Origin of the sequence: Enterobacter sp. 200527-13 (assembly GCF_027924865.1) — a bacterium.
In the GTDB taxonomy this organism is placed as follows: Bacteria; Pseudomonadota; Gammaproteobacteria; order Enterobacterales; family Enterobacteriaceae; genus Enterobacter; species Enterobacter ludwigii.
On record NZ_BSCM01000001.1, the window covers coordinates 1190886 to 1207905 of the forward strand.

Below are 17020 nucleotides of genomic sequence, written 5' to 3' on the forward strand. Positions count from 1 at the left end.
TAATAACACACAGGAACCATCATCATGAAAAAAACACTGACACTGATCGCCGCAGCAACCCTGAGCGCCCTGAGCTTTGCCACCTGGGCTGATACCCTGACCGTGGGGGCATCCAACACGCCGCACGCCGAAATTCTGGAGCAGGCGAAGCCTATCCTGGCGAAGCAGGGTATCGATCTGGAGATCAAACCTTTCCAGGACTACATTCTGCCCAACACCGCGCTGGCGGGTCATGATATTGACGCTAACTATTTCCAGCATATTCCTTACCTGAACAGCGTGCTGAAAGATCACGCCGGTGATAAGGATTATGATTTTGTCAGCGCGGGCGCGATCCACATCGAGCCAATCGGGATCTACTCCAAAAAATACAAATCCCTGAAAGATTTGCCGCAGGGCGGCAAAATCATCATGCGTGATGCTGTATCTGAAGAGGGCCGCATTCTCTCTATCTTCGAAAAAGAGGGGGTGATCAAACTGAAGCCGGGCATCGACAAAGTGACCGCGCGTATCAGCGATATCGTGGAAAACCCGAAAAAACTGCAGTTCACGCCTAACGTGGAAGCCTCTCTGCTGCCACAGATGTACAACAACGACGAAGGTGACGCGGTCGTGATTAACGCCAACTACGCGATTGATGCGGGCCTTGATCCTGTACATGACCCGATTGCGGTAGAGAGTGGTGAAAATAACCCGTATGCCAATATCATTACCGTGCATCGTGGTGACGAGAAGAAGAAAGATATCGTCGCGCTGGTGAACGTTCTGCACTCCAAAGCGATCCAGGACTGGATCCGCACCAAATACAAAGGCGCAGTGATCCCGGTAAACAACTAATTTATTGATTTTACGAATGAAGCCCGGCGGGACTCTCGCCGGGCTTCTTTTTTGTATCCGGGCGATGAATCATTTAAGCTGAGAGTTTAGGGCAATGGAGTGATGACGATGGGTAATGTGACCAAAGACGAAGCGCTGTATCAGGAGATGTGTCGGGTGGTCGGGAAGGTCGTTCTGGAGATGCGTGATTTGGGGCAGGAGCCGAAGCATATTGTCATCGCGGGGGTGCTGCGTACGGCGCTGGCGAACCAGCGCGTAAAACGTAGCGAGTTAACCACCCAGGCGATGGAAACCGTGGTCAAAGCGCTGGCCGGTTGAAGCGCCAGCGTTTCGCAAGCTGCTCAAGGGCGCAGCAGAGCAGGTAATAGACCACACCCGTAAAGATAAAAATGGCTGCCGGGTAAATTTGCACCCGGTTGTTCACCTGGCCGGCCACCGTGGTGAGCTCAGGGACATTCACAATAAACGCCAGCGACGTATCCTTCAGTAGGCTGATAAAAATCCCCACCAGTGACGGCAGAATATTGCGCAGCGCCTGCGGCAGCAGCACGCGCGACAGCGTTTGCCGGGTACTGAAACCCTGAGACAGGGCGGCCTCGTACTGCCCTGACGGTAAGGCGCTGAGTCCGGCCAGTACTGAATGCATAACCGAGGCCGCGGTAAACCAGGCCAGGGCCAGCGTGACGGTGAGCGCCCCCGGGAGATCGCCGCCGGTGATGAGCGGCAGCAGATACCACATCCAGAAAATCACAAAGATTAGCGGGATCCCGCGAATTAATTCCGCCCATACAAAGAGCGCCTTGCGCACAAGCCCCGTAAAACGCCAGGCCAGGCACGCGAGAGCAATTCCACCGGGCAGGGCGAGAGCCGCCGCGCCCAGCGCCATCAGCAACGAGAGCAAGACCCCGCCAGGCTCACCAACTGCCGCACGTCCCCAGAGCAGGTAATCCAGGTTATCGGTAATGACATTAAGTCCGGCAAGCATGGTTTCCCCTCCCTGAGATTGGGCCGAGGCGCACCAGCACCGTCCCCATCAGCATACCGGTAAGCAGGTACAGGACGGTGCCGACGGTAAACGCCTCCAGCGCATGGGCGTTGTAGCTTTCAATCTGTCTCACCTGATAGGTCAATTCGGCAAAGCCAATGCCGCTGGCGAGCGATGAGAGTTTCATCAGATTGAGATACTGCCCGACAACGGGTTGCCAGGCGTTGGCCAGCCCTTGCGGCAGAAGGATGTAACGAAACAAGCGCCACGCGGAAAATCCCTGTGCGAGCGCCGCTTCCCGTTGCCCGGCAGGGATTGAACGTAGTCCCGATGCCACTTCCTCAATCAAGAAAGCCGAGGTGAATACGCCTAACCCCCATGCAGAGCATAAAAACTCGGGGGTAAACCACCAGACGTCACCGGGTAAAACGGACCAGCGGTGATCCGCATTCACGGCATCCCGGAACGCCTGCGGTAAACCGTTCCAGGCGGCGAAATACCAGAACAGCAGTTGCACCAGCAGCGGCGTATTGCGAAACAGCGACACCCAGCTACTGACGACCGCGTTCCCGACACGTCCACCCGTCAGGCGAAGAAGCAGAAAAAGCAGCGCGAGCAGGGTTGCCAGCAGCATCCCCGCGAGCGTCACCCACAGGGTGGTGAGAAATCCGGATACGATCCACTGCAGGGGCTGTCCGGTCAGCACGCCCTGCCAGTCAAGTGTGGGCATTAGAGATGCTCCTGATGCAGCGGGTTCAGGACTTTTTGCAGGAATCGCTGAGCGCGTGGGTGCGACGGTTGCCTGAAAAATTGCTCCGGTGGCGCGGTTTCAAGAACGTGCCCGGCGTCGATAAACACAATCCGGTCGGCAATTTCCCGGGCAAATTGCATCTCATGCGTCACCACAATCATGGTGATCCCGCTGTGCGCAAGCGCCTTCATCACGAACAGCACTTCGCCAATCATCTCCGGGTCAAGCGCGGAGGTCGGCTCATCGAACAAAATGATTTGCGGTGAAGAGGCCAGCGCGCGGGCAATCGCCACGCGCTGTTGCTGACCGCCGGAAAGTTCGGCAGGGAAATGGTGTGCTTTTTCCAGCATCCCCACTTTTTCCAGCAGTGCCAGCGCCCGCGCCTGAGCTGGCTGGGCCTTCCAGCCGTGAACATGCTCCAGCGCCAGAGTGATGTTTTGACTGGCGGTGAGGTGGGCGTAAAGATTGAACTGCTGAAACACAAACCCGACGCGGCTGCGCAACTGACGCAGCGCGGTGCCGGAGAGCCGTCCGGTGGGTTTGTTATCGATCAGGATCTCGCCACCGCTCAGGGTTTCAAGCTGATTGATAAGCCGGATCAGGGTGGATTTACCGGAACCCGAAGGCCCGAGAATGGCCACCACTTCACCTGGCGTGATGGTGAGGTTAATGCCCTTTAAGACCTGATGGTTTCCGTAATGTTTCTGCACATCGCGAAACTCGACGCTGGCGTGTTCCAGATGTGAAAAATCCGCGGCACCGGCCGCGGAGTGTGAAAAAAGCGCTGAGAGCATATTACTGAGCTTCTATTTTAAAGGCACGAGGCTGTGGGGAGGGGGTATCCGGACCGAACCAGACGTCATAGATTTTTGCCGCCTGACCGTTCTTCTCAAGGTTAACAAGCTCGTCGTTGACGGCTTTCAGCAGTGCGGTTTCGCCTTTTTTTACCCCCACGCCAATCTCTTCTTTGCTGAGCAGATCGGGCAGGATTTTGAAGTTCGCCTTGTCCGGCGCCTGCGCCAGCAGACCGGCCAGAATCGTACTGTCCTGAGTGATAGCCTGCACGTTACCGTTGCGCAGGGCCGTCAGCGCCAGCGGAATATCGTCATAAGAGAGCACGCGGGCGTGCGGGAAACGTTGGTGCAGCGCCTGCTCACCCGTTGTGCCTTTTACCGCGCCAATGCGCGCCCGGCTATAGGCCTCAAGCGTATCGGCAGCTTTTACCGGTACCAGGAACTGTTGGCCGGTCACGAAATAGGGAAGGGAGAAATCAACCACCTGCGCCCGTTCCGGGGTAATGGTGATATCTGCCACAATCAAATCCGCCTTACCGGACTGCAGGAGGGGAATGCGGTTAGCCGGGTTGGTGGCGACCAGTTCAAGCTTCACGCCAAGCGCACTGGCAAGCGCTCTGGCGAAATCGACGTCGTAGCCGACAATCTCATGGGTCTTTGCATCGATGGAGCCAAACGGCGGATTGGCATCAAAGGTGGCAACTTTGACCACGCCTGCGGCTTTAATATCCGCCAGTTGATCGGCCTGCACCTGCATTGAGAACAGACCGCCTGCCGCCAGTAAGCCCAGCACCAGTGTCCTTTTTTTAAACCCTTTCGTGTTTGCTGCCATAGTGATTGTTCATCCCGTTGTTTTTGTTTTACCCCGTTACGCTCCCATAAGCGAAAGCTCTCGCCAAATAAGAAATCGTTCTTTGCTATTAGCAAAAAAGCATTAGTGAACAAGGTGTTAATGGTGAGTAAAAGAATGGAGGGCTATTTGCAAATCCTGCACATCGACAGTGGATTTTGGTATTTCCCCTGTGCGGGTGTTGGGTGTTTAACTTAGGGCAAGTGAAGCGAAAGGGGGAAAGACGATGAAAAAGTGGATAAACACGTTACGGCGGTTTTTTGCGACCCGACCAGCGAATGCGGAGAACAGCGCGCAACGTGTTCTTGAGTCCGTACTGCCTGTCGCCAGCCTGTATGGCGTGGACGTTGCCAACATTGATCCGGAGTGGTTCCATGATAAAACGTCACGCTGAACTGCGCCGCACGCGCGAAATGTACTGGAATGAGCTGTGCGAAATTTTGTTCTGACAACGGTTAACTGCTAATGTCGGCAGGATGAATCTCCTGACCCGTTAACGGAATGAATAACACTCTTTTCAGGCGCACGGTTATTGTCTGGCTGCTGGTGTGCCTCATCAGCGGTGTTTTGCTCTATGCCGAACAGATCCGCCGCCAGTTCTGGGAACGCGATCGTGAGTTTTCGACACGCTATTCCACCCTTAGCGCCGTGCTGACGCAAAATGAATCTGTTTTGCCGTTACTCAACGGTGAGGAAGACCTCGCGGCTCTGCGCAAAAAATTCCCGCACATCCTCGCCCTTGAGAAAACCTCAGGCCGTGCGCTGAACGCTGCCCGTGTGGAATCGACCCGCGATTGTCAGTACTGGCTGTATAATCCCTGGCGTCAGATCCGCGTACTTATCGAACTTGCGCCGCTGCTCAGCACCCAACATACCTTTGATGCACTTGCCATTCGCTTCAATGACGCAGATAACGCGCCCCCTGCCGGGGCTTTCTGGCACTGGCAGCGGACCTTCACGCAACCCACACAACCTTTTACCCTTATGGCCACGGCAAAGCCGCACTGGCTGGCCGTCTCCTGGTGGGTATATCCGTTCCTGTTCTTCGGCTGGGCGGTGCTTATCGCCGCGGCCAGCATGCTGCTCTGGCAACGGCGGCAGCGCCAGCACGCGGAACAGCGCGCACACTATTACCAGCATGCAAGGCTCAACACCCTGGGAGAGATCACCGCTGGGATCGTGCATGAGATTAACCAGCCGCTGACTGCCGTTCAGACCTGGATCCAGGGTGCTCAGCGCCAGCAACAGCAGGCGAATCCGCAGGCCGTATCGCAGGCGCTGGCTGCCGCGCTGGTACAAACCCAGCGTATCAGCGCGCTCTTAACCCGCTTTCGCGAACATGTGGTTCAGGAAAAAGTCACCTTGCGCGATATCGACCTGAAACCGTGCTGGCAGCAGGTGGTCGATCTCCTGGAACATGAACGCCGCTCTGAGCATATCGCGGTGAGCCATGCGTTCGCGGCAGGTGCCACGCGGGTTCTGGCAGACCGACTCTGGCTTGAACAGGTGCTGCATAATCTGCTCAGTAATGCCATTCAGGCCCAGCAAGAGTGCGCGCAAGGGTGGGTGAAAATAACCAGCGAGAAACGGGAAAACTGGATTTATATCACCCTCACCGATGGCGGACCTGGCTTTAGCCCGGAGGCCTTGCAGAACGCCTTTATGCCGTTTTACAGCGGACGGACGGAAGGAATAGGGCTGGGAATGACGTTAACGGAGTCGTTGATGACGCGCATGAACGGATCAATTACGCTGGGCAATGCGCCCCAGGGCGGGGCGCAGGTCCGGTTACAACTGGCGAGTGGAGAGGTAAATACGCGTGGATAACACAGTCTGGCTGATTGATGACGATGAATCCATCCGTGAGTCGCTGGCCTTCTTACTCTCGGGAATGGGCTGGCAGGTCAATGGGTTTGAAAGCGTGGACGCGTTTACGTCAGCGCACGGTGGGCGGGCGGCGCTCGTCGGCTGTCTGCTGCTGGATATGCGCATGCCGGGGAAAGGCGGGCTGACCTGGCTGGAGGAGGGCAACTGGCCCTGGCCGCTGCTGCCGGTTATCGTCATGACCGGACACGGCACCGTTGATGCCTGCCGCCGCGCCTTTCGCAATGGCGTCTTTGAGTTTTTCACCAAGCCGCTGGATGCCGATAAGCTCATTGAAACGGTGGGGCTCGCCTTCGAAGAGAGCCAGAGACGACTGACCCGCTGGCAGGAAACGTCGCGGATTAAAGCGCGTTTCGAACAACTGACGGCGCGTGAGCACGAGGTGCTGGCGGTGCTGATGGAAGGACGCAGCAATAAAGAGGTGGCCCTGCAGTTGAACCTCTCGCCCAGAACGGTTGAAGCGCACCGGGCCGCGGCGTTCGCCAAGCTTGGCGTGACCAGCCTGGTGCAGGCAATCCGCGATTACGACAAATTACAATCCGTATAACTACCAGGATAATTGCGTAATCAACCGAATTACGCTTCATCGCGCGTCTGAGTACGATCGAACGGTATTCAATCATTCGAGGACGTGCGATGAAAAAAGTAATGATGGCAGCCGCGCTTGTCGCCGGTAGCGTAAGCCTGACGGCACAGGCCGACGCATTGAACCAGAAAAACCTCTCCCTGGCGCAGGCCAACGCGCTGGCGACCTCCGCCATTCAGGCCTGCGTAGCGAAAAACTACCAGGTGGCGGTCACCGTGGTGGACCGCGCCGGTGTGGTCAAAGCGGTGCAGCGTACCGACAATGCCGGGCCACACACGGTAAAAGCCAGCGAAATGAAAGCCTATACCGCGCTGAGTGCAAAAAATGCGTCAGGCAAGGTTATGGACGCCGCGCAGAGCAATGCCGGCGCACAAAACATGCGTGATATTCCGGGCTTCCTGCTGCTGGCCGGTGGTCTGCCGGTGAAAGAGGGGGATGAGGTGATCGGCGCAATAGGGATCGGCGGTGCGCCGGGTGGTCATCTGGATGAAGCGTGCGCGCAGGCGGCGATTGACGGGCTGAAGAAATAATATAAAAAAGCACCGGGTTTTCCGGTGCTTTATCATCAGATCTTGCAGGCATCACCGCAGTCGTCATCGGCGATAATCGACTGCGCTTTTTTATCAGCGTCGTCGAGACGTTCCGCGTTACGCTCTTCAGCTTCATCCAGCCCGTTAAAGACCAAGTTTTCGAGATCAATTTCCATATGGCACCTGCTTTGTTCGGTTTTTGATACTGGCACAGTATAGGGCAAAAAGAGCCGGCAATGTACCGCGCAGCACATAACGATAATCCCTGCCATACTCAGTGCTTTATCGCTGAGGAGAGCTCATGATTATACTGTGTAAAACCTGCGGTACCTCTTATGACGCAACGCCGGCGCGATGCCCTGTGTGCGAGGATGAACGCCAGTATGTTCCGGCCAGCGGCCAGGCGTGGAGTGATTTTGCGACGGTGACGGCCACACACAGCAATAAATGGCAGCAGCTGGAGCCGCAGCTGCTCAGTATCAAAACGGTGCCCGCTTTTGCCATCAACCAGCGCGCGCTGCTTCTGCGTACCCCCCACGGCAATATCCTTTGGGATTGCATTGCGAATCTCGACCCGGCAACCAGAACCATCATCACGGCGCTCGGCGGCATCAGCGCGATCGCAATTTCACATCCTCACTACTACACCACGATGCAGGAGTGGGCCGGGGCTTTCGATGCGCCGGTTTACCTGCACGCGAACGATCGCGAGTGGGTTATGCGCGACAGCCCGATGCTCCACTTCTGGCAGGGCGATACGCTGGATATTTTCCCCGCGGTAACGTTATTACGCCTCGGAGGACATTTCGCTGGCGGAACGGTGCTGCACTGGCAGGAGGGTGATGGTGTCTTACTGGCAGGCGATATTCTACAGGTCACGCCGGGCAAAGATGCTGTCTCGTTTATGTGGAGCTATCCGAATATGCTGCCGTTGCCCGCCCGCAGCGTCGAAGACGTGACCGGGCGGCTGGTGGGGAAAAAATTCGCTCGCCTGTACGGCGCTTTTGAAGGGCAAAATATCCTGGCGAATGCAGATGAGATTGTGCAGCGGTCGGGCCAGAAATATATTGCTTGTCTGAAGTAAAGTCCGGTGGGTAAACTTTACTTGTGTGATCCCGATCATACCTAAACTAAAACAGATAAAAGAGAAATTGCTATGCAACATATCATTGAAGGTTTTCTCAGCTTTCAAAAAGAGATTTTCCCGCAACGTAAAGAGCTCTTCCGCAGTTTAGCGTCCAGCCAGAATCCCAAAGCGCTGTTCATCTCATGCTCTGACAGCCGTCTGGTCCCAGAACTGGTCACTCAGCAAGAGCCAGGACAACTCTTTGTCATTCGTAATGCTGGCAACATCGTGCCACCGTTCGGCCCTGAGCCAGGCGGTGTCTCCGCAACGATTGAATACGCGGTTGTTGCGCTGGGCGTGACCGATATTGTTATCTGCGGCCACTCCAACTGTGGGGCGATGAAAGCCATTGCCGACAATGCGGACCTCGAACCTATGCCGGCGGTTTCTCACTGGTTACGCTATTCCGATGCGGCAAAAGCGGTGGTTGAGAAGAAAACCTGGGATAAGCCAATCGATAAAGTGAATGCGATGGTGCAGGAAAACGTGTTTGCGCAGCTGAGCAACATTAAGACTCACCCGTCAGTGGCGGTGGGCCTGCGCAACAACGCCATCCGTCTTCACGGCTGGGTGTATGACATTGAAAGCGGCAAAATTCTTGCACTGGATAAAGAGACGAAAACCTTTGTCTCTTTATCCGATAACCCGCAGGTTTACTTCGAGTAATCCCGCGTTGCAGGGCACGGATGCCCTGTCAGTCATCACTGTACGGTAATTTCCTTCTTGAACCCGATGCGGTTTTCTCTGCGGCTTTTGCCATCGCCTCTGCTATCTCTGCACATTCCGCCAGTCCCTGAACAAAAGGGTAATCGTGCATCAGCCACGGGATTGCGCCAAATGCAATGCGTCCGCGAAGCATTTCCGGCACTTTTAACGTGTAATCCTCGCCAATATCCGGGATCTCATCGCCCGTCGCCTGTAGCTGCTTGCGCAGCGTAGGGAAGGGCAGATCTTTTGTTTTAAGCGGCTTTTGCCCGCGGGCATCAATAAAGACGTCGAAACGGTAGGTCGTCTCTTTAGTGGCGATCACCGTCTGCGCGCTGCCAATATCCAGCGTGTAATCATCACCCAGCGCCACAACACTAATGATGCCGGCCTCACGAAGCGCGAGAAGCCTGCGAATCGACTGAGGGGGAATGGCGGCATAGTTGTCGATAAAGACGCGCGCCAGCCCGTTTTTAAAGCGTTCAGCGTCCTCCTCGGTAAGATGAGGAACCATCTCCTGAACCACTTCATGCAGCCGAAGCACGGTGTAGCGCCAGGCCACCGTGCGCCGGTCACGTTTGTTCCGCTCGACCTCATTCAGGTTCTCTTCAGCCCAGGTAAACGGACCGTGCTGTTTTCGATCCTCAAACCACGCTTCGCGAAGGCTGTCCGCCGTCTGCATGCGCAGCGATATTTTCTCACACCAGGCCGGGTCGGCGAGTTCAAGCTCTTTCACCATCAGGGCGAAAATGCGGTCAAGCAGACCGTCTGATCCTTTGGCGATTTCGGCTTCGAGTACCGATTCGGTTAATACCGACAGCGGTTCGTACGGAATAGGGCAGTAAAAATCGGCCTCTGGCAGAATCCCGGTCCTGGACATGAGTACAATTTTTAACGCTTCACTTCCTTTATCGAGGAGGAATGTGCCGTCGCGAAACTCACCGTGCTGCATGACCACGGCCATCGCCGCGTCCAGCCCGCTTAAGGATGTTCCCATAATACCGACGCGGCAGGGGCGGATGCGGGCATCCATCAACCCTGACCACGGGCTTGGGAAATACGCGCGCGTGGCTTCCTCTTCTTCTGGCCAGACATGCCCGGTGGCGATCACGGCGAGATCGAATCGTTCCGGAAACGGCGAGTCATTGACCGAAAGCGTCACGCCGGAGGAGGACGGGGCAACATCGGTGACGGTGGCAGACGTGTGGATCTCAACCTGAAATCCCCGCCTCTTAGCTTCCTGGACTATCGTCTGGAAACTGTCGCGAAAATACTCGCCCAGCAGAATACGGGGCAAAAACTGTCTGTCATGTAAGGCGGCTTTATCAACCTTAAAGCGCGCCAGATGGGCTTCACTCTGGCGCTTAAGCCAGTCGAGGTAGGTCATAAAAAGGGGCGGGATTTCAATGCTGGCAATGTTGGCCAGCATCAGGCGAGAGTTATCGTCGTCGTTGTAGGGCATTCCCACGCCAGCTTCGTCTGCCTGTTCAAAAACGGAGACAGAGAGCGGCGACGCGTTCTTAAGAAGAGAATAAAAGGTGTAAATCCCTGTAGGGCCGGAGCCGATAATGGCGATTTTCTTCATCGACAGTCTTCCTGTTTTTTTTTCCATAAGAAAAGCGTAGCAGGAGAATAATGATGAAATGGGGGTATTAAGAAAAATCAGGCGTTAAGAAGAGGATTTGCACCATTTCAGGACTGAAATGGTGCGTCCGAGTGGACTCGAACCACCGACCCCCACCATGTCAAGGTGGTGCTCTAACCAACTGAGCTACGGACGCAGAATGGTGCGTTCAATTGGACTCGAACCAACGACCCCCACCATGTCAAGGTGGTGCTCTAACCAACTGAGCTATGAACGCAACGTGTTGTCGGTGACAACGGGGACGAATATTAGCGGCACAGCATCGTTGAGGCAAGAGGGAAAATGCATTTTTCTCTCTGATTTCACGCGATTGCTTTATTACCGCGCAAAGTGAAGAGAAAGTAGCCGCCAGCTGGCGGCTACTGCGTATTTAACGTGCAGCGCGTTGCAATATCACCGAGGATGACTGGCGTTGCAGGAAGCGCATGCGCAGCATCATCATAATTGCCGCAGAGGTTAAGCCGATGATAAAGCCCATCCAGAATCCTGCCGGCCCCATGCGGTCAACCACCAGATCGGTAAGCGCCAGGATATAACCACACGGCAGACCCAGCACCCAGTAAGCGATGAAGGTGATAAAGAAGATCGAACGCGTATCTTTATACCCACGCAGTACGCCGCTGCCAATCACCTGTATGGAGTCGGAGATCTGGTACACCGCGGCAAGCAACATCAGATGGGAGGCCAGGGCCACCACTTCCGGGTTGTCGTTGTAAAGCAGGGCAATTTGCTCACGCAGCGTGATGGTAAACAGTGCCGTACAGATGGCCATACAGACACCGACGCCAAGCCCCGTGCGGGCCGCCGTTTGCGCATCCAGCGTCGAACCTTGCCCCAGACGAAAGCCCACGCGAATGGTCACCGCTGCGGCCAGCGACATCGGCAATACGAACATCAGGGAACTGAAGTTCAGCGCAATCTGGTGACCGGCTACGTTCACAATGCCGAGCGGAGAAACCAGCAGGGCGACCACGGCAAACAGCGTCACTTCAAAGAACAGCGCCAGTGCAATCGGCAGGCCTAACTGCACCAGACGCGTCATGATGTTCCAGTCCGGCGTGCTGAACGAACGTTCATTGCGGATATCGCGCATTGAACGGGCACGTTTCACATAAGAGATCATACTGAAGAACATCACCCAATAGACGGCAGCCGTCGCCACGCCGCAGCCGACGCCGCCGAGCTCCGGCATACCGAAGTGACCATAGATGAAGATGTAGTTCACCGGAATATTCACCAGCAAGCCGATAAAGCCCATCACCATTCCGGGCTTGGTTTTCGCCAGACCTTCACACTGGTTACGCGCGACCTGGAAGAACAGATAGCCAGGCGCACCCCACAGCAGGGCCCGCAGGTAGCCGACGGCTTTGTCAGCCAGAGCCGGGTCAATATTATGCATGGCGCGGATGATATGACCGGCATTCCACAGCACAACCATTATCAGCACGGAGACAAACCCTGCCAGCCAGAACCCCTGTCGAACCTGATGGGCAATACGTTCACGTCGCCCTGAGCCATTTAGCTGAGCGATAACCGGGGTGAGGGCGAGCAGCAGGCCGTGGCCAAACAGGATGGCCGGAAGCCAGATCGAGGTGCCTATTGCCACGGCGGCCATATCGGTGGCGCTGTAGCCACCCGCCATTACCGTATCCACAAATCCCATTGCGGTCTGGGCCACTTGCGCGATGATCACTGGTATAGCCAGTGCCAATAACTGGCGCGCTTCATTCATGTACTTCTGCACGTGAACACCTTTATATTCTAGTTATTTGAGAGACTAAAAAGGCCGCCGTAACTGGCAGCAAGAAGAAAATGCAGGGGGGTGCCAGCTATTGTAGCGGGGTTTAGCTATTTATCTAGTGAAAAAATCGCCACAAAATGCGCTCCGCTGGCAACCTGTTTTTCCAACTGTTATTGTGGTGGGATTAAACGGTGTCACCACCGTCCGGAAAAAACAGGAGTTGTAAGCATGTTTACTGGTATTGTGCAGGGCACCGCCAAAGTGGTGTCCATTGATGAAAAACCTAATTTCCGAACTCATGTGGTTGAGCTTCCGGAATATATGCTTGATGGCATTGAAACTGGCGCCTCAATTGCACATAACGGCTGTTGCCTGACGGTAACCGAAATTAACGGTAACCAGATTAGCTTTGATTTAATGAAAGAGACGCTGCGCATCACCAACCTGGGCGAGCTGGTGGTGGGGGATACCGTAAACGTAGAGCGTGCGGCCAGGTTTAGCGATGAGATTGGCGGCCATCTGATGTCAGGCCATATTATGACCACCGCGGAAGTGGCGAAGATTGTCACCTCGGAAAATAACCGTCAAATCTGGTTTAAAGTGCAGGATCCTTCATTAATGAAATACATCCTGTATAAAGGATTTATTGGTATTGATGGGATTAGCCTGACGGTTGGGGAAGTGACGCCGACCCGTTTCTGCGTGCATTTAATTCCTGAAACTCTCCAGCGTACAACCCTGGGAGCGAAAAAACTGGGGCATCGGGTTAATATCGAAATCGATCCGCAGACTCAGGCGGTTGTGGATACCGTTGAGCGGCTGTTGGCGGCAAAAGAAGCCGCAATAATAAAGACCGCAGAAGAAGAATAAAATGAACCCCGGAAATCCGGGGTTTTTTTTAGCGTGCGACCCGCAAACCGTGTTCTATCCCTCGGCTGAAAACAACCTGCCAAAGTTGAATATCACGCGCGCGAAAGGCGCCTGCGCAGGCATTGAGATAATAGCTGAACATCCGTTTAAACCGTTCAGAATAGTTGTCCGCAATTTCTGGCCAGGCTTCCTGGAAACGTGAATGCCATGCCATCAACGTGGTGTCATAATCCGCGCCAAAGTTATGCCAGTCTTCCATAATGAAATGAGGTTCACTGGCGTTAGCAATCTGGCGAACGGACGGCAAACAGCCATTCGGAAAGATGTATTTGTTGATCCACGGATCGACGTTATTGTCGGTGCGCTTAGAACCAATGGTGTGCAGCAGGAAGATGCCGTCAGGTTCCAAGTTACGGTCCACCACGCTGAAGTAGGTGTCATAGTTTTTCGGCCCCACGTGTTCGAACATGCCTACGGAGACTATGCGATCAAACTGCTCGTTCAGGTCGCGATAATCCTGAAGGCGAATATCCACATCAAGGCCCTGGCAGCGCTCCCGTGCCATTTTTTGCTGTTCAGCTGAAATGGTCACACCGACCACGCTGGCACCATAATGCTTCGCCATAAAATAGGCCAGACCACCCCATCCACAGCCGATATCCAGCACACGCATGCCCGGCTGTAGCTGCAGTTTTTCACAAATCAGACGCAGCTTAGCCTGCTGGGCTTCTTCAAGGGTTGAGGCCTCTTTCCAGTAGGCGCAGGAATATTGCATGAAAGGATCGAGCATGCGGCTGAACAGGTCATTACCGAGGTCGTAATGCTCCTTGCCGACGATCCACGCCCGTTTTTTGCTTTGCAGATTAAACAGCCGGGCGGAGGCGACACGTAATGTATCTTTCAGATTGCGGGGGAGCTGGTTTTCCAGACCGGCGCGTAAAACGCTGGAGAAAAACATATCCAGCCGTTCACACTCCCACCAGCCGTCCATATAACTTTCCCCCAGGCCTAACGATCCCTCCCGCAATACGCGTTTAAAAAAGTCGGGATGCTTAACCTGTGGATCGGATGGCGAAGATCCATTAATAGTGATGCCTGCACGACCTAACAGTTCACTGACGATCCGGGACCAGTTATCGTCCGGAACGCTGACTTCTTCTATACACGATGAACTCATAGCTTCTCCATCACCTTACTGTGATCAGAACCTTCAAACAGCGTAGACGCTTTTTATGGTTTGTGAGAAATCTCACGGTATTTCCCCGTGAGGCTAGTATCCGACGTAGAACAGAGGAAGGGAGATAACCCTTGCCGAAATGCCTTCCATGGTAAAACGGGAGCGCTCCGGCTCCCGTTAACACTTAATATTTATCGTATTTAATCGAACCAAATTTAGTATAGGCCTCAAAATTTGGTGATTCAATAGAAAATTCTTAGCAAACTAATCACTGATATTTAACATAATTTCTGGCGCGATTATGCATGCGAGGTTTTCACCTCTGCGCGGTCATCCTGCTCACGTTGTGCCGCTGACTGCATGCGGTATCCCAGAAGAGCCAGCGCAACCGTAACCAGCATGACGCTGGTGGTGGTCAGGAGCGGCGTGGCAATCAGCGCAGAGACCACCAGGCTTGCCAGGAAGCACAGACCCAGCTGCAGGGTATTCTGAAGCGCGGCCGCACGACCTGTTGCCTGTGGGAACGGACGTAATGCCTGGGCTACGACAATAGGGTAAATCGCACCGTTCGCCACGGCCATCACGCAGAATGGAATCAGAATTTCTGCCAGACCTGCGCCCGGGATAAAGCCCACAGCCCAGGTGGCGATCACGCTCAGCGCGTAGAGCACCAGCAGCCAGGGCAGCATCTGCTGACCTTCCCATTTTTGCAGCGCCGCGCGACAGCCATAGCCCCCGACCAGAAACGCGATGGTCTGCGGGACATAGCTCAGACCGATGGCGGCCGGGCTGTAACCCATATCGTGAAGAATGAACGGCGAACCGGTCAGCCACGCGAAGAAACTCGCCGAGCAGGCGGCATAAATCAGGACATTACCGCGGTACGCTTTGGTGCTCAGCAGAGAGGTGAAGGTCACCGGTGTCGTGTTAGCAGGCGTCTCTTTCTTATGTGCCGCCTTAAGTGTGAATGCCGGGATCATCAGAACCAGCGTGATGGCAAACAGCGTAGCGAAAATGGCCTGCCAGTCGAAATGCGCCAGGATCCAGCTCCCGAGCAGCGGGGCGAGGGCAGGCGAAAGTCCTACCAGCGGCATAATGGTGGCGAAAATGCGGTTTGTCCGGTTGGCCGGATAGTAGTCGGTGACCAGCGCCTGCCAGGTCACCGCAGCAGCACAGACGCCAACGGCCTGCACGAAGCGCAGTACCAGCAGCCAGGTTGCATCGCGTACCCATAACATTCCCAGACAGCCGACGGCAAAGATAGCCAGCCCCAGCAACAGCACCGGTTTACGGCCAAAGCGGTCAGAGAGCGGCCCCCAGAGCAGCTGCGCGAAGGCAAAGCCCGCGAGGAATAAGCTCAGGCTGGCGCTGATAGCTGCCGCCGGGGTCTGTAAATCTTCCTGCATTGCGGCGAAGGCGGGCAGGTACATATCAGTGGCTAAAAAGCCCAGCACGCTTAAACCACCGAGCCAGACTAAAAATCCTTTCCTGGGTTGCATTGTTTTTTTCTCCTGAGGGAGGCAGGTCTATGTTTGCGCAGAGTGTAGGGAGTGCAAAGCAGCTTGTGAAACGCTAATATTTGGCGAGTGCATTCAAAATTTTTGCAGGCAGAAAATGTGGTCAGATTATTCTCTTGAAGTGGTCGATGCTGTTGCGCGCAACGGCAGCTTTAGCGGTGCAGCGCAGGAGTTGCACCGCGTCCCCTCGGCAATCAGCTATACGGTGCGTCAGCTTGAGGAATGGCTGGCCGTTCCGCTGTTTGAACGGCGTCACCGTGATGTGGAATTAACGCCCGCCGGGGCATGGTTTTTGAAAGAAGGGCGTTCTGTTATCAAAAAAATGCAGATCACCCGCGAACAGTGTCAGCAGATCGCTAACGGCTGGCGAGGACATCTTTCGATTGCCGTCGATAACATCGTAAAACCGGAACGTACCCGGCAAATGATTGTCGATTTCTATCGCCATTTCTCGGATGTCGAATTGCGGGTATCCCAGGAAGTGTTTAACGGCGTCTGGGATGCGCTGGCGGATGGCAGGGCAGAGATGGCGATCGGTGCTACGCAGGCGATCCCGGTTGGGGGACGCTTTGCCTTTCGCGACATGGGCATGCTCAGCTGGAAATGTGTGGTGGCAAGCGATCATCCGCTGGCTGACCTGGACGGTCCGCTCAGCGACGAAACGCTCCGTAACTGGCCCTCGCTGGTGCTGGAAGATACCTCGCGTTCGTTGCCCAAACGCATTACCTGGCTGCTGGATAACCAGCGACGGGTGGTTGCGCCGGACTGGGAATCCTCAGCAACATGCCTCAGCGCAGGGCTGTGCGTTGCCATGGTTCCTGGCCATTTTGCACGGCCCCGAATCGACACCGGTGAATGGGTTGAACTGATGCTGGAAAATCCTTTTCCGGATGCGGCCTGTTGCCTCACCTGGCAACAAAATGATGTGTCGCCCGCAATGGCCTGGCTTCTGGATTACCTGGGGGACAGTGAGACGCTTAACCGGGAATGGCTACGGGAGCCAGTATAACTGGCCCCGTAAA

Annotated in this window: 19 protein-coding genes and 2 tRNA genes; 10 read left to right on the forward strand and 11 right to left on the reverse strand. The window is 55.1% G+C overall.

Annotated features, from left to right (window positions below; translation table 11 throughout):
- Window positions 1–24 precede the first annotated feature (24 nt).
- Both QMG44_RS05645 and fumD read left to right on the forward strand, forming a co-directional pair.
- Window positions 25–837, forward strand: coding sequence for a MetQ/NlpA family ABC transporter substrate-binding protein (locus QMG44_RS05645; RefSeq protein WP_014169750.1), 813 nt, complete (start codon window positions 25–27; stop codon window positions 835–837).
- 108 nt (window positions 838–945) lie between these two features.
- Window positions 946–1155 carry a fumarate hydratase FumD gene (gene fumD / locus QMG44_RS05650; protein ID WP_014831602.1) on the forward strand — a complete coding sequence of 70 codons (210 nt, stop codon included), beginning with the start codon at window positions 946–948 and terminating at the stop codon, window positions 1153–1155.
- Here the strand turns inward: fumD and QMG44_RS05655 are convergent.
- From QMG44_RS05655 to QMG44_RS05670, 4 genes are read right to left on the reverse strand one after another with little or no spacing between them, the layout of a single operon-like run.
- On the reverse strand, window positions 1136–1822 hold the full coding sequence (locus tag QMG44_RS05655; RefSeq protein ID WP_014169752.1) for an amino acid ABC transporter permease: 687 nt from the start codon (window positions 1820–1822) through the stop codon (window positions 1136–1138). The two genes, fumD and QMG44_RS05655, sit on opposite strands and share 20 nt — an antisense overlap.
- Entirely contained in the window at window positions 1806–2552 is a 747-nt protein-coding gene (locus QMG44_RS05660) for an amino acid ABC transporter permease (RefSeq protein ID WP_086532635.1), read from the reverse strand. The genes QMG44_RS05655 and QMG44_RS05660 overlap by 17 nt, the downstream gene beginning before the upstream one ends.
- Complete coding sequence (locus QMG44_RS05665) at window positions 2552–3367, reverse strand: amino acid ABC transporter ATP-binding protein (protein ID WP_014169754.1); 816 nt, start codon at window positions 3365–3367, stop codon at window positions 2552–2554. The genes QMG44_RS05660 and QMG44_RS05665 overlap by 1 nt, the downstream gene beginning before the upstream one ends.
- 1 nt (window position 3368) lies before the next feature.
- A complete protein-coding gene (locus tag QMG44_RS05670; protein ID WP_020884352.1) occupies window positions 3369–4199 on the reverse strand; it encodes an ABC transporter substrate-binding protein in 831 nt (276 codons plus the stop codon).
- Between the two features lie 244 nt (window positions 4200–4443).
- Between QMG44_RS05670 and QMG44_RS05675 the strand changes: the two genes are divergently transcribed.
- The 4 genes from QMG44_RS05675 (at window position 4444) to QMG44_RS05690 (ending at window position 7217) form a co-directional block, all read left to right on the forward strand.
- Entirely contained in the window at window positions 4444–4611 is a 168-nt protein-coding gene (locus QMG44_RS05675) for a hypothetical protein (protein WP_014169756.1), read from the forward strand.
- Between the two features lie 107 nt (window positions 4612–4718).
- A complete protein-coding gene (locus QMG44_RS05680; protein ID WP_086532634.1) occupies window positions 4719–6044 on the forward strand; it encodes a sensor histidine kinase in 1326 nt (441 codons plus the stop codon).
- Window positions 6037–6648 carry a response regulator transcription factor gene (locus QMG44_RS05685; RefSeq protein ID WP_086532633.1) on the forward strand — a complete coding sequence of 204 codons (612 nt, stop codon included), beginning with the start codon at window positions 6037–6039 and terminating at the stop codon, window positions 6646–6648. The genes QMG44_RS05680 and QMG44_RS05685 overlap by 8 nt, the downstream gene beginning before the upstream one ends.
- Window positions 6649–6737: 89 nt before the next feature.
- The gene (locus tag QMG44_RS05690) at window positions 6738–7217 is read left to right on the forward strand and encodes a heme-binding protein (RefSeq protein ID WP_086532632.1); all 480 of its coding nucleotides are present in this window, start codon (window positions 6738–6740) and stop codon (window positions 7215–7217) included.
- Between the two features lie 35 nt (window positions 7218–7252).
- On the opposite strand, the gene QMG44_RS05695 is transcribed toward QMG44_RS05690, so the two are convergent.
- Window positions 7253–7393, reverse strand: coding sequence for a hypothetical protein (locus QMG44_RS05695; RefSeq protein ID WP_020884349.1), 141 nt, complete (start codon window positions 7391–7393; stop codon window positions 7253–7255).
- Window positions 7394–7518: 125 nt separating this feature from the next.
- On the opposite strand from QMG44_RS05695, the gene QMG44_RS05700 reads away from it, so the two are divergent.
- Together QMG44_RS05700 and QMG44_RS05705 are read left to right on the forward strand one after the other, a co-directional pair.
- Complete coding sequence (locus tag QMG44_RS05700) at window positions 7519–8301, forward strand: MBL fold metallo-hydrolase (RefSeq protein WP_044857174.1); 783 nt, start codon at window positions 7519–7521, stop codon at window positions 8299–8301.
- Window positions 8302–8373: 72 nt separating this feature from the next.
- Window positions 8374–9009 (forward strand): carbonic anhydrase, encoded by a 636-nt coding sequence (locus tag QMG44_RS05705; protein WP_014169762.1) that lies wholly within the window; start codon window positions 8374–8376, stop codon window positions 9007–9009.
- A gap of 28 nt (window positions 9010–9037) precedes the next feature.
- Here the strand turns inward: QMG44_RS05705 and QMG44_RS05710 are convergent, their stop codons facing one another.
- The 4 genes from QMG44_RS05710 to mdtK all read right to left on the reverse strand — a co-directional run bounded on the left by QMG44_RS05710 (window position 9038) and on the right by mdtK (window position 12437).
- Window positions 9038–10633, reverse strand: a complete 1596-nt coding sequence (locus QMG44_RS05710) for an FAD-NAD(P)-binding protein (RefSeq protein WP_281853003.1) — start codon at window positions 10631–10633, stop codon at window positions 9038–9040.
- Window positions 10634–10752: 119 nt separating this feature from the next.
- Window positions 10753–10829 (reverse strand) — tRNA-Val (locus QMG44_RS05715).
- Window positions 10830–10833: 4 nt separating this feature from the next.
- A tRNA-Val gene (locus tag QMG44_RS05720) sits at window positions 10834–10910 on the reverse strand.
- A 153-nt stretch (window positions 10911–11063) separates the two neighbouring features.
- Window positions 11064–12437: an MdtK family multidrug efflux MATE transporter gene (mdtK, locus tag QMG44_RS05725; protein ID WP_014169764.1), complete on the reverse strand. Its 1374-nt coding sequence runs from the start codon at window positions 12435–12437 to the stop codon at window positions 11064–11066.
- 225 nt (window positions 12438–12662) lie between these two features.
- Between mdtK and QMG44_RS05730 the strand changes: the two genes are divergently transcribed.
- A complete protein-coding gene (locus QMG44_RS05730; protein WP_020884345.1) occupies window positions 12663–13304 on the forward strand; it encodes a riboflavin synthase in 642 nt (213 codons plus the stop codon).
- A 28-nt stretch (window positions 13305–13332) separates the two neighbouring features.
- Here the strand turns inward: QMG44_RS05730 and cfa are convergent, their stop codons facing one another.
- Both cfa and punC read right to left on the reverse strand, forming a co-directional pair.
- Window positions 13333–14481 (reverse strand): cyclopropane fatty acyl phospholipid synthase, encoded by a 1149-nt coding sequence (cfa, locus tag QMG44_RS05735; RefSeq protein ID WP_281853004.1) that lies wholly within the window; start codon window positions 14479–14481, stop codon window positions 13333–13335.
- Between the two features lie 299 nt (window positions 14482–14780).
- The gene (gene punC / locus QMG44_RS05740) at window positions 14781–15980 is read right to left on the reverse strand and encodes a purine nucleoside transporter PunC (protein ID WP_086532630.1); all 1200 of its coding nucleotides are present in this window, start codon (window positions 15978–15980) and stop codon (window positions 14781–14783) included.
- 115 nt (window positions 15981–16095) lie between these two features.
- On the opposite strand from punC, the gene punR reads away from it, so the two are divergent.
- Entirely contained in the window at window positions 16096–17007 is a 912-nt protein-coding gene (gene punR / locus QMG44_RS05745) for a DNA-binding transcriptional activator PunR (protein WP_086532629.1), read from the forward strand.
- The last annotated feature ends 13 nt before the right edge of the window (window positions 17008–17020 follow it).

Excerpts from the sequence above, each read along its gene's own strand:
- QMG44_RS05690 (WP_086532632.1), top strand. The coding sequence starts at position 6,738 with ATGAAAAAAGTAATGATGGCAGCCGCGCTTGTCGCCGGTAGCGTAAGC.
- fumD (WP_014831602.1), top strand. The coding sequence starts at position 946 with ATGGGTAATGTGACCAAAGACGAAGCGCTGTATCAGGAGATGTGTCGG.
- QMG44_RS05695 (WP_020884349.1), bottom strand. The coding sequence starts at position 7,393 with ATGGAAATTGATCTCGAAAACTTGGTCTTTAACGGGCTGGATGAAGCT.
- QMG44_RS05710 (WP_281853003.1), bottom strand. The coding sequence starts at position 10,633 with ATGAAGAAAATCGCCATTATCGGCTCCGGCCCTACAGGGATTTACACC.
- punR (WP_086532629.1), top strand. The coding sequence starts at position 16,096 with ATGTGGTCAGATTATTCTCTTGAAGTGGTCGATGCTGTTGCGCGCAAC.
- QMG44_RS05700 (WP_044857174.1), top strand. The coding sequence starts at position 7,519 with ATGATTATACTGTGTAAAACCTGCGGTACCTCTTATGACGCAACGCCG.
- QMG44_RS05705 (WP_014169762.1), top strand. The coding sequence starts at position 8,374 with ATGCAACATATCATTGAAGGTTTTCTCAGCTTTCAAAAAGAGATTTTC.
- QMG44_RS05660 (WP_086532635.1), bottom strand. The coding sequence starts at position 2,552 with ATGCCCACACTTGACTGGCAGGGCGTGCTGACCGGACAGCCCCTGCAG.
- QMG44_RS05645 (WP_014169750.1), top strand. The coding sequence starts at position 25 with ATGAAAAAAACACTGACACTGATCGCCGCAGCAACCCTGAGCGCCCTG.
- QMG44_RS05665 (WP_014169754.1), bottom strand. The coding sequence starts at position 3,367 with ATGCTCTCAGCGCTTTTTTCACACTCCGCGGCCGGTGCCGCGGATTTT.
- QMG44_RS05680 (WP_086532634.1), top strand. The coding sequence starts at position 4,719 with ATGAATAACACTCTTTTCAGGCGCACGGTTATTGTCTGGCTGCTGGTG.
- QMG44_RS05670 (WP_020884352.1), bottom strand. The coding sequence starts at position 4,199 with ATGGCAGCAAACACGAAAGGGTTTAAAAAAAGGACACTGGTGCTGGGC.
- punC (WP_086532630.1), bottom strand. The coding sequence starts at position 15,980 with ATGCAACCCAGGAAAGGATTTTTAGTCTGGCTCGGTGGTTTAAGCGTG.
- cfa (WP_281853004.1), bottom strand. The coding sequence starts at position 14,481 with ATGAGTTCATCGTGTATAGAAGAAGTCAGCGTTCCGGACGATAACTGG.
- QMG44_RS05655 (WP_014169752.1), bottom strand. The coding sequence starts at position 1,822 with ATGCTTGCCGGACTTAATGTCATTACCGATAACCTGGATTACCTGCTC.
- QMG44_RS05730 (WP_020884345.1), top strand. The coding sequence starts at position 12,663 with ATGTTTACTGGTATTGTGCAGGGCACCGCCAAAGTGGTGTCCATTGAT.
- QMG44_RS05675 (WP_014169756.1), top strand. The coding sequence starts at position 4,444 with ATGAAAAAGTGGATAAACACGTTACGGCGGTTTTTTGCGACCCGACCA.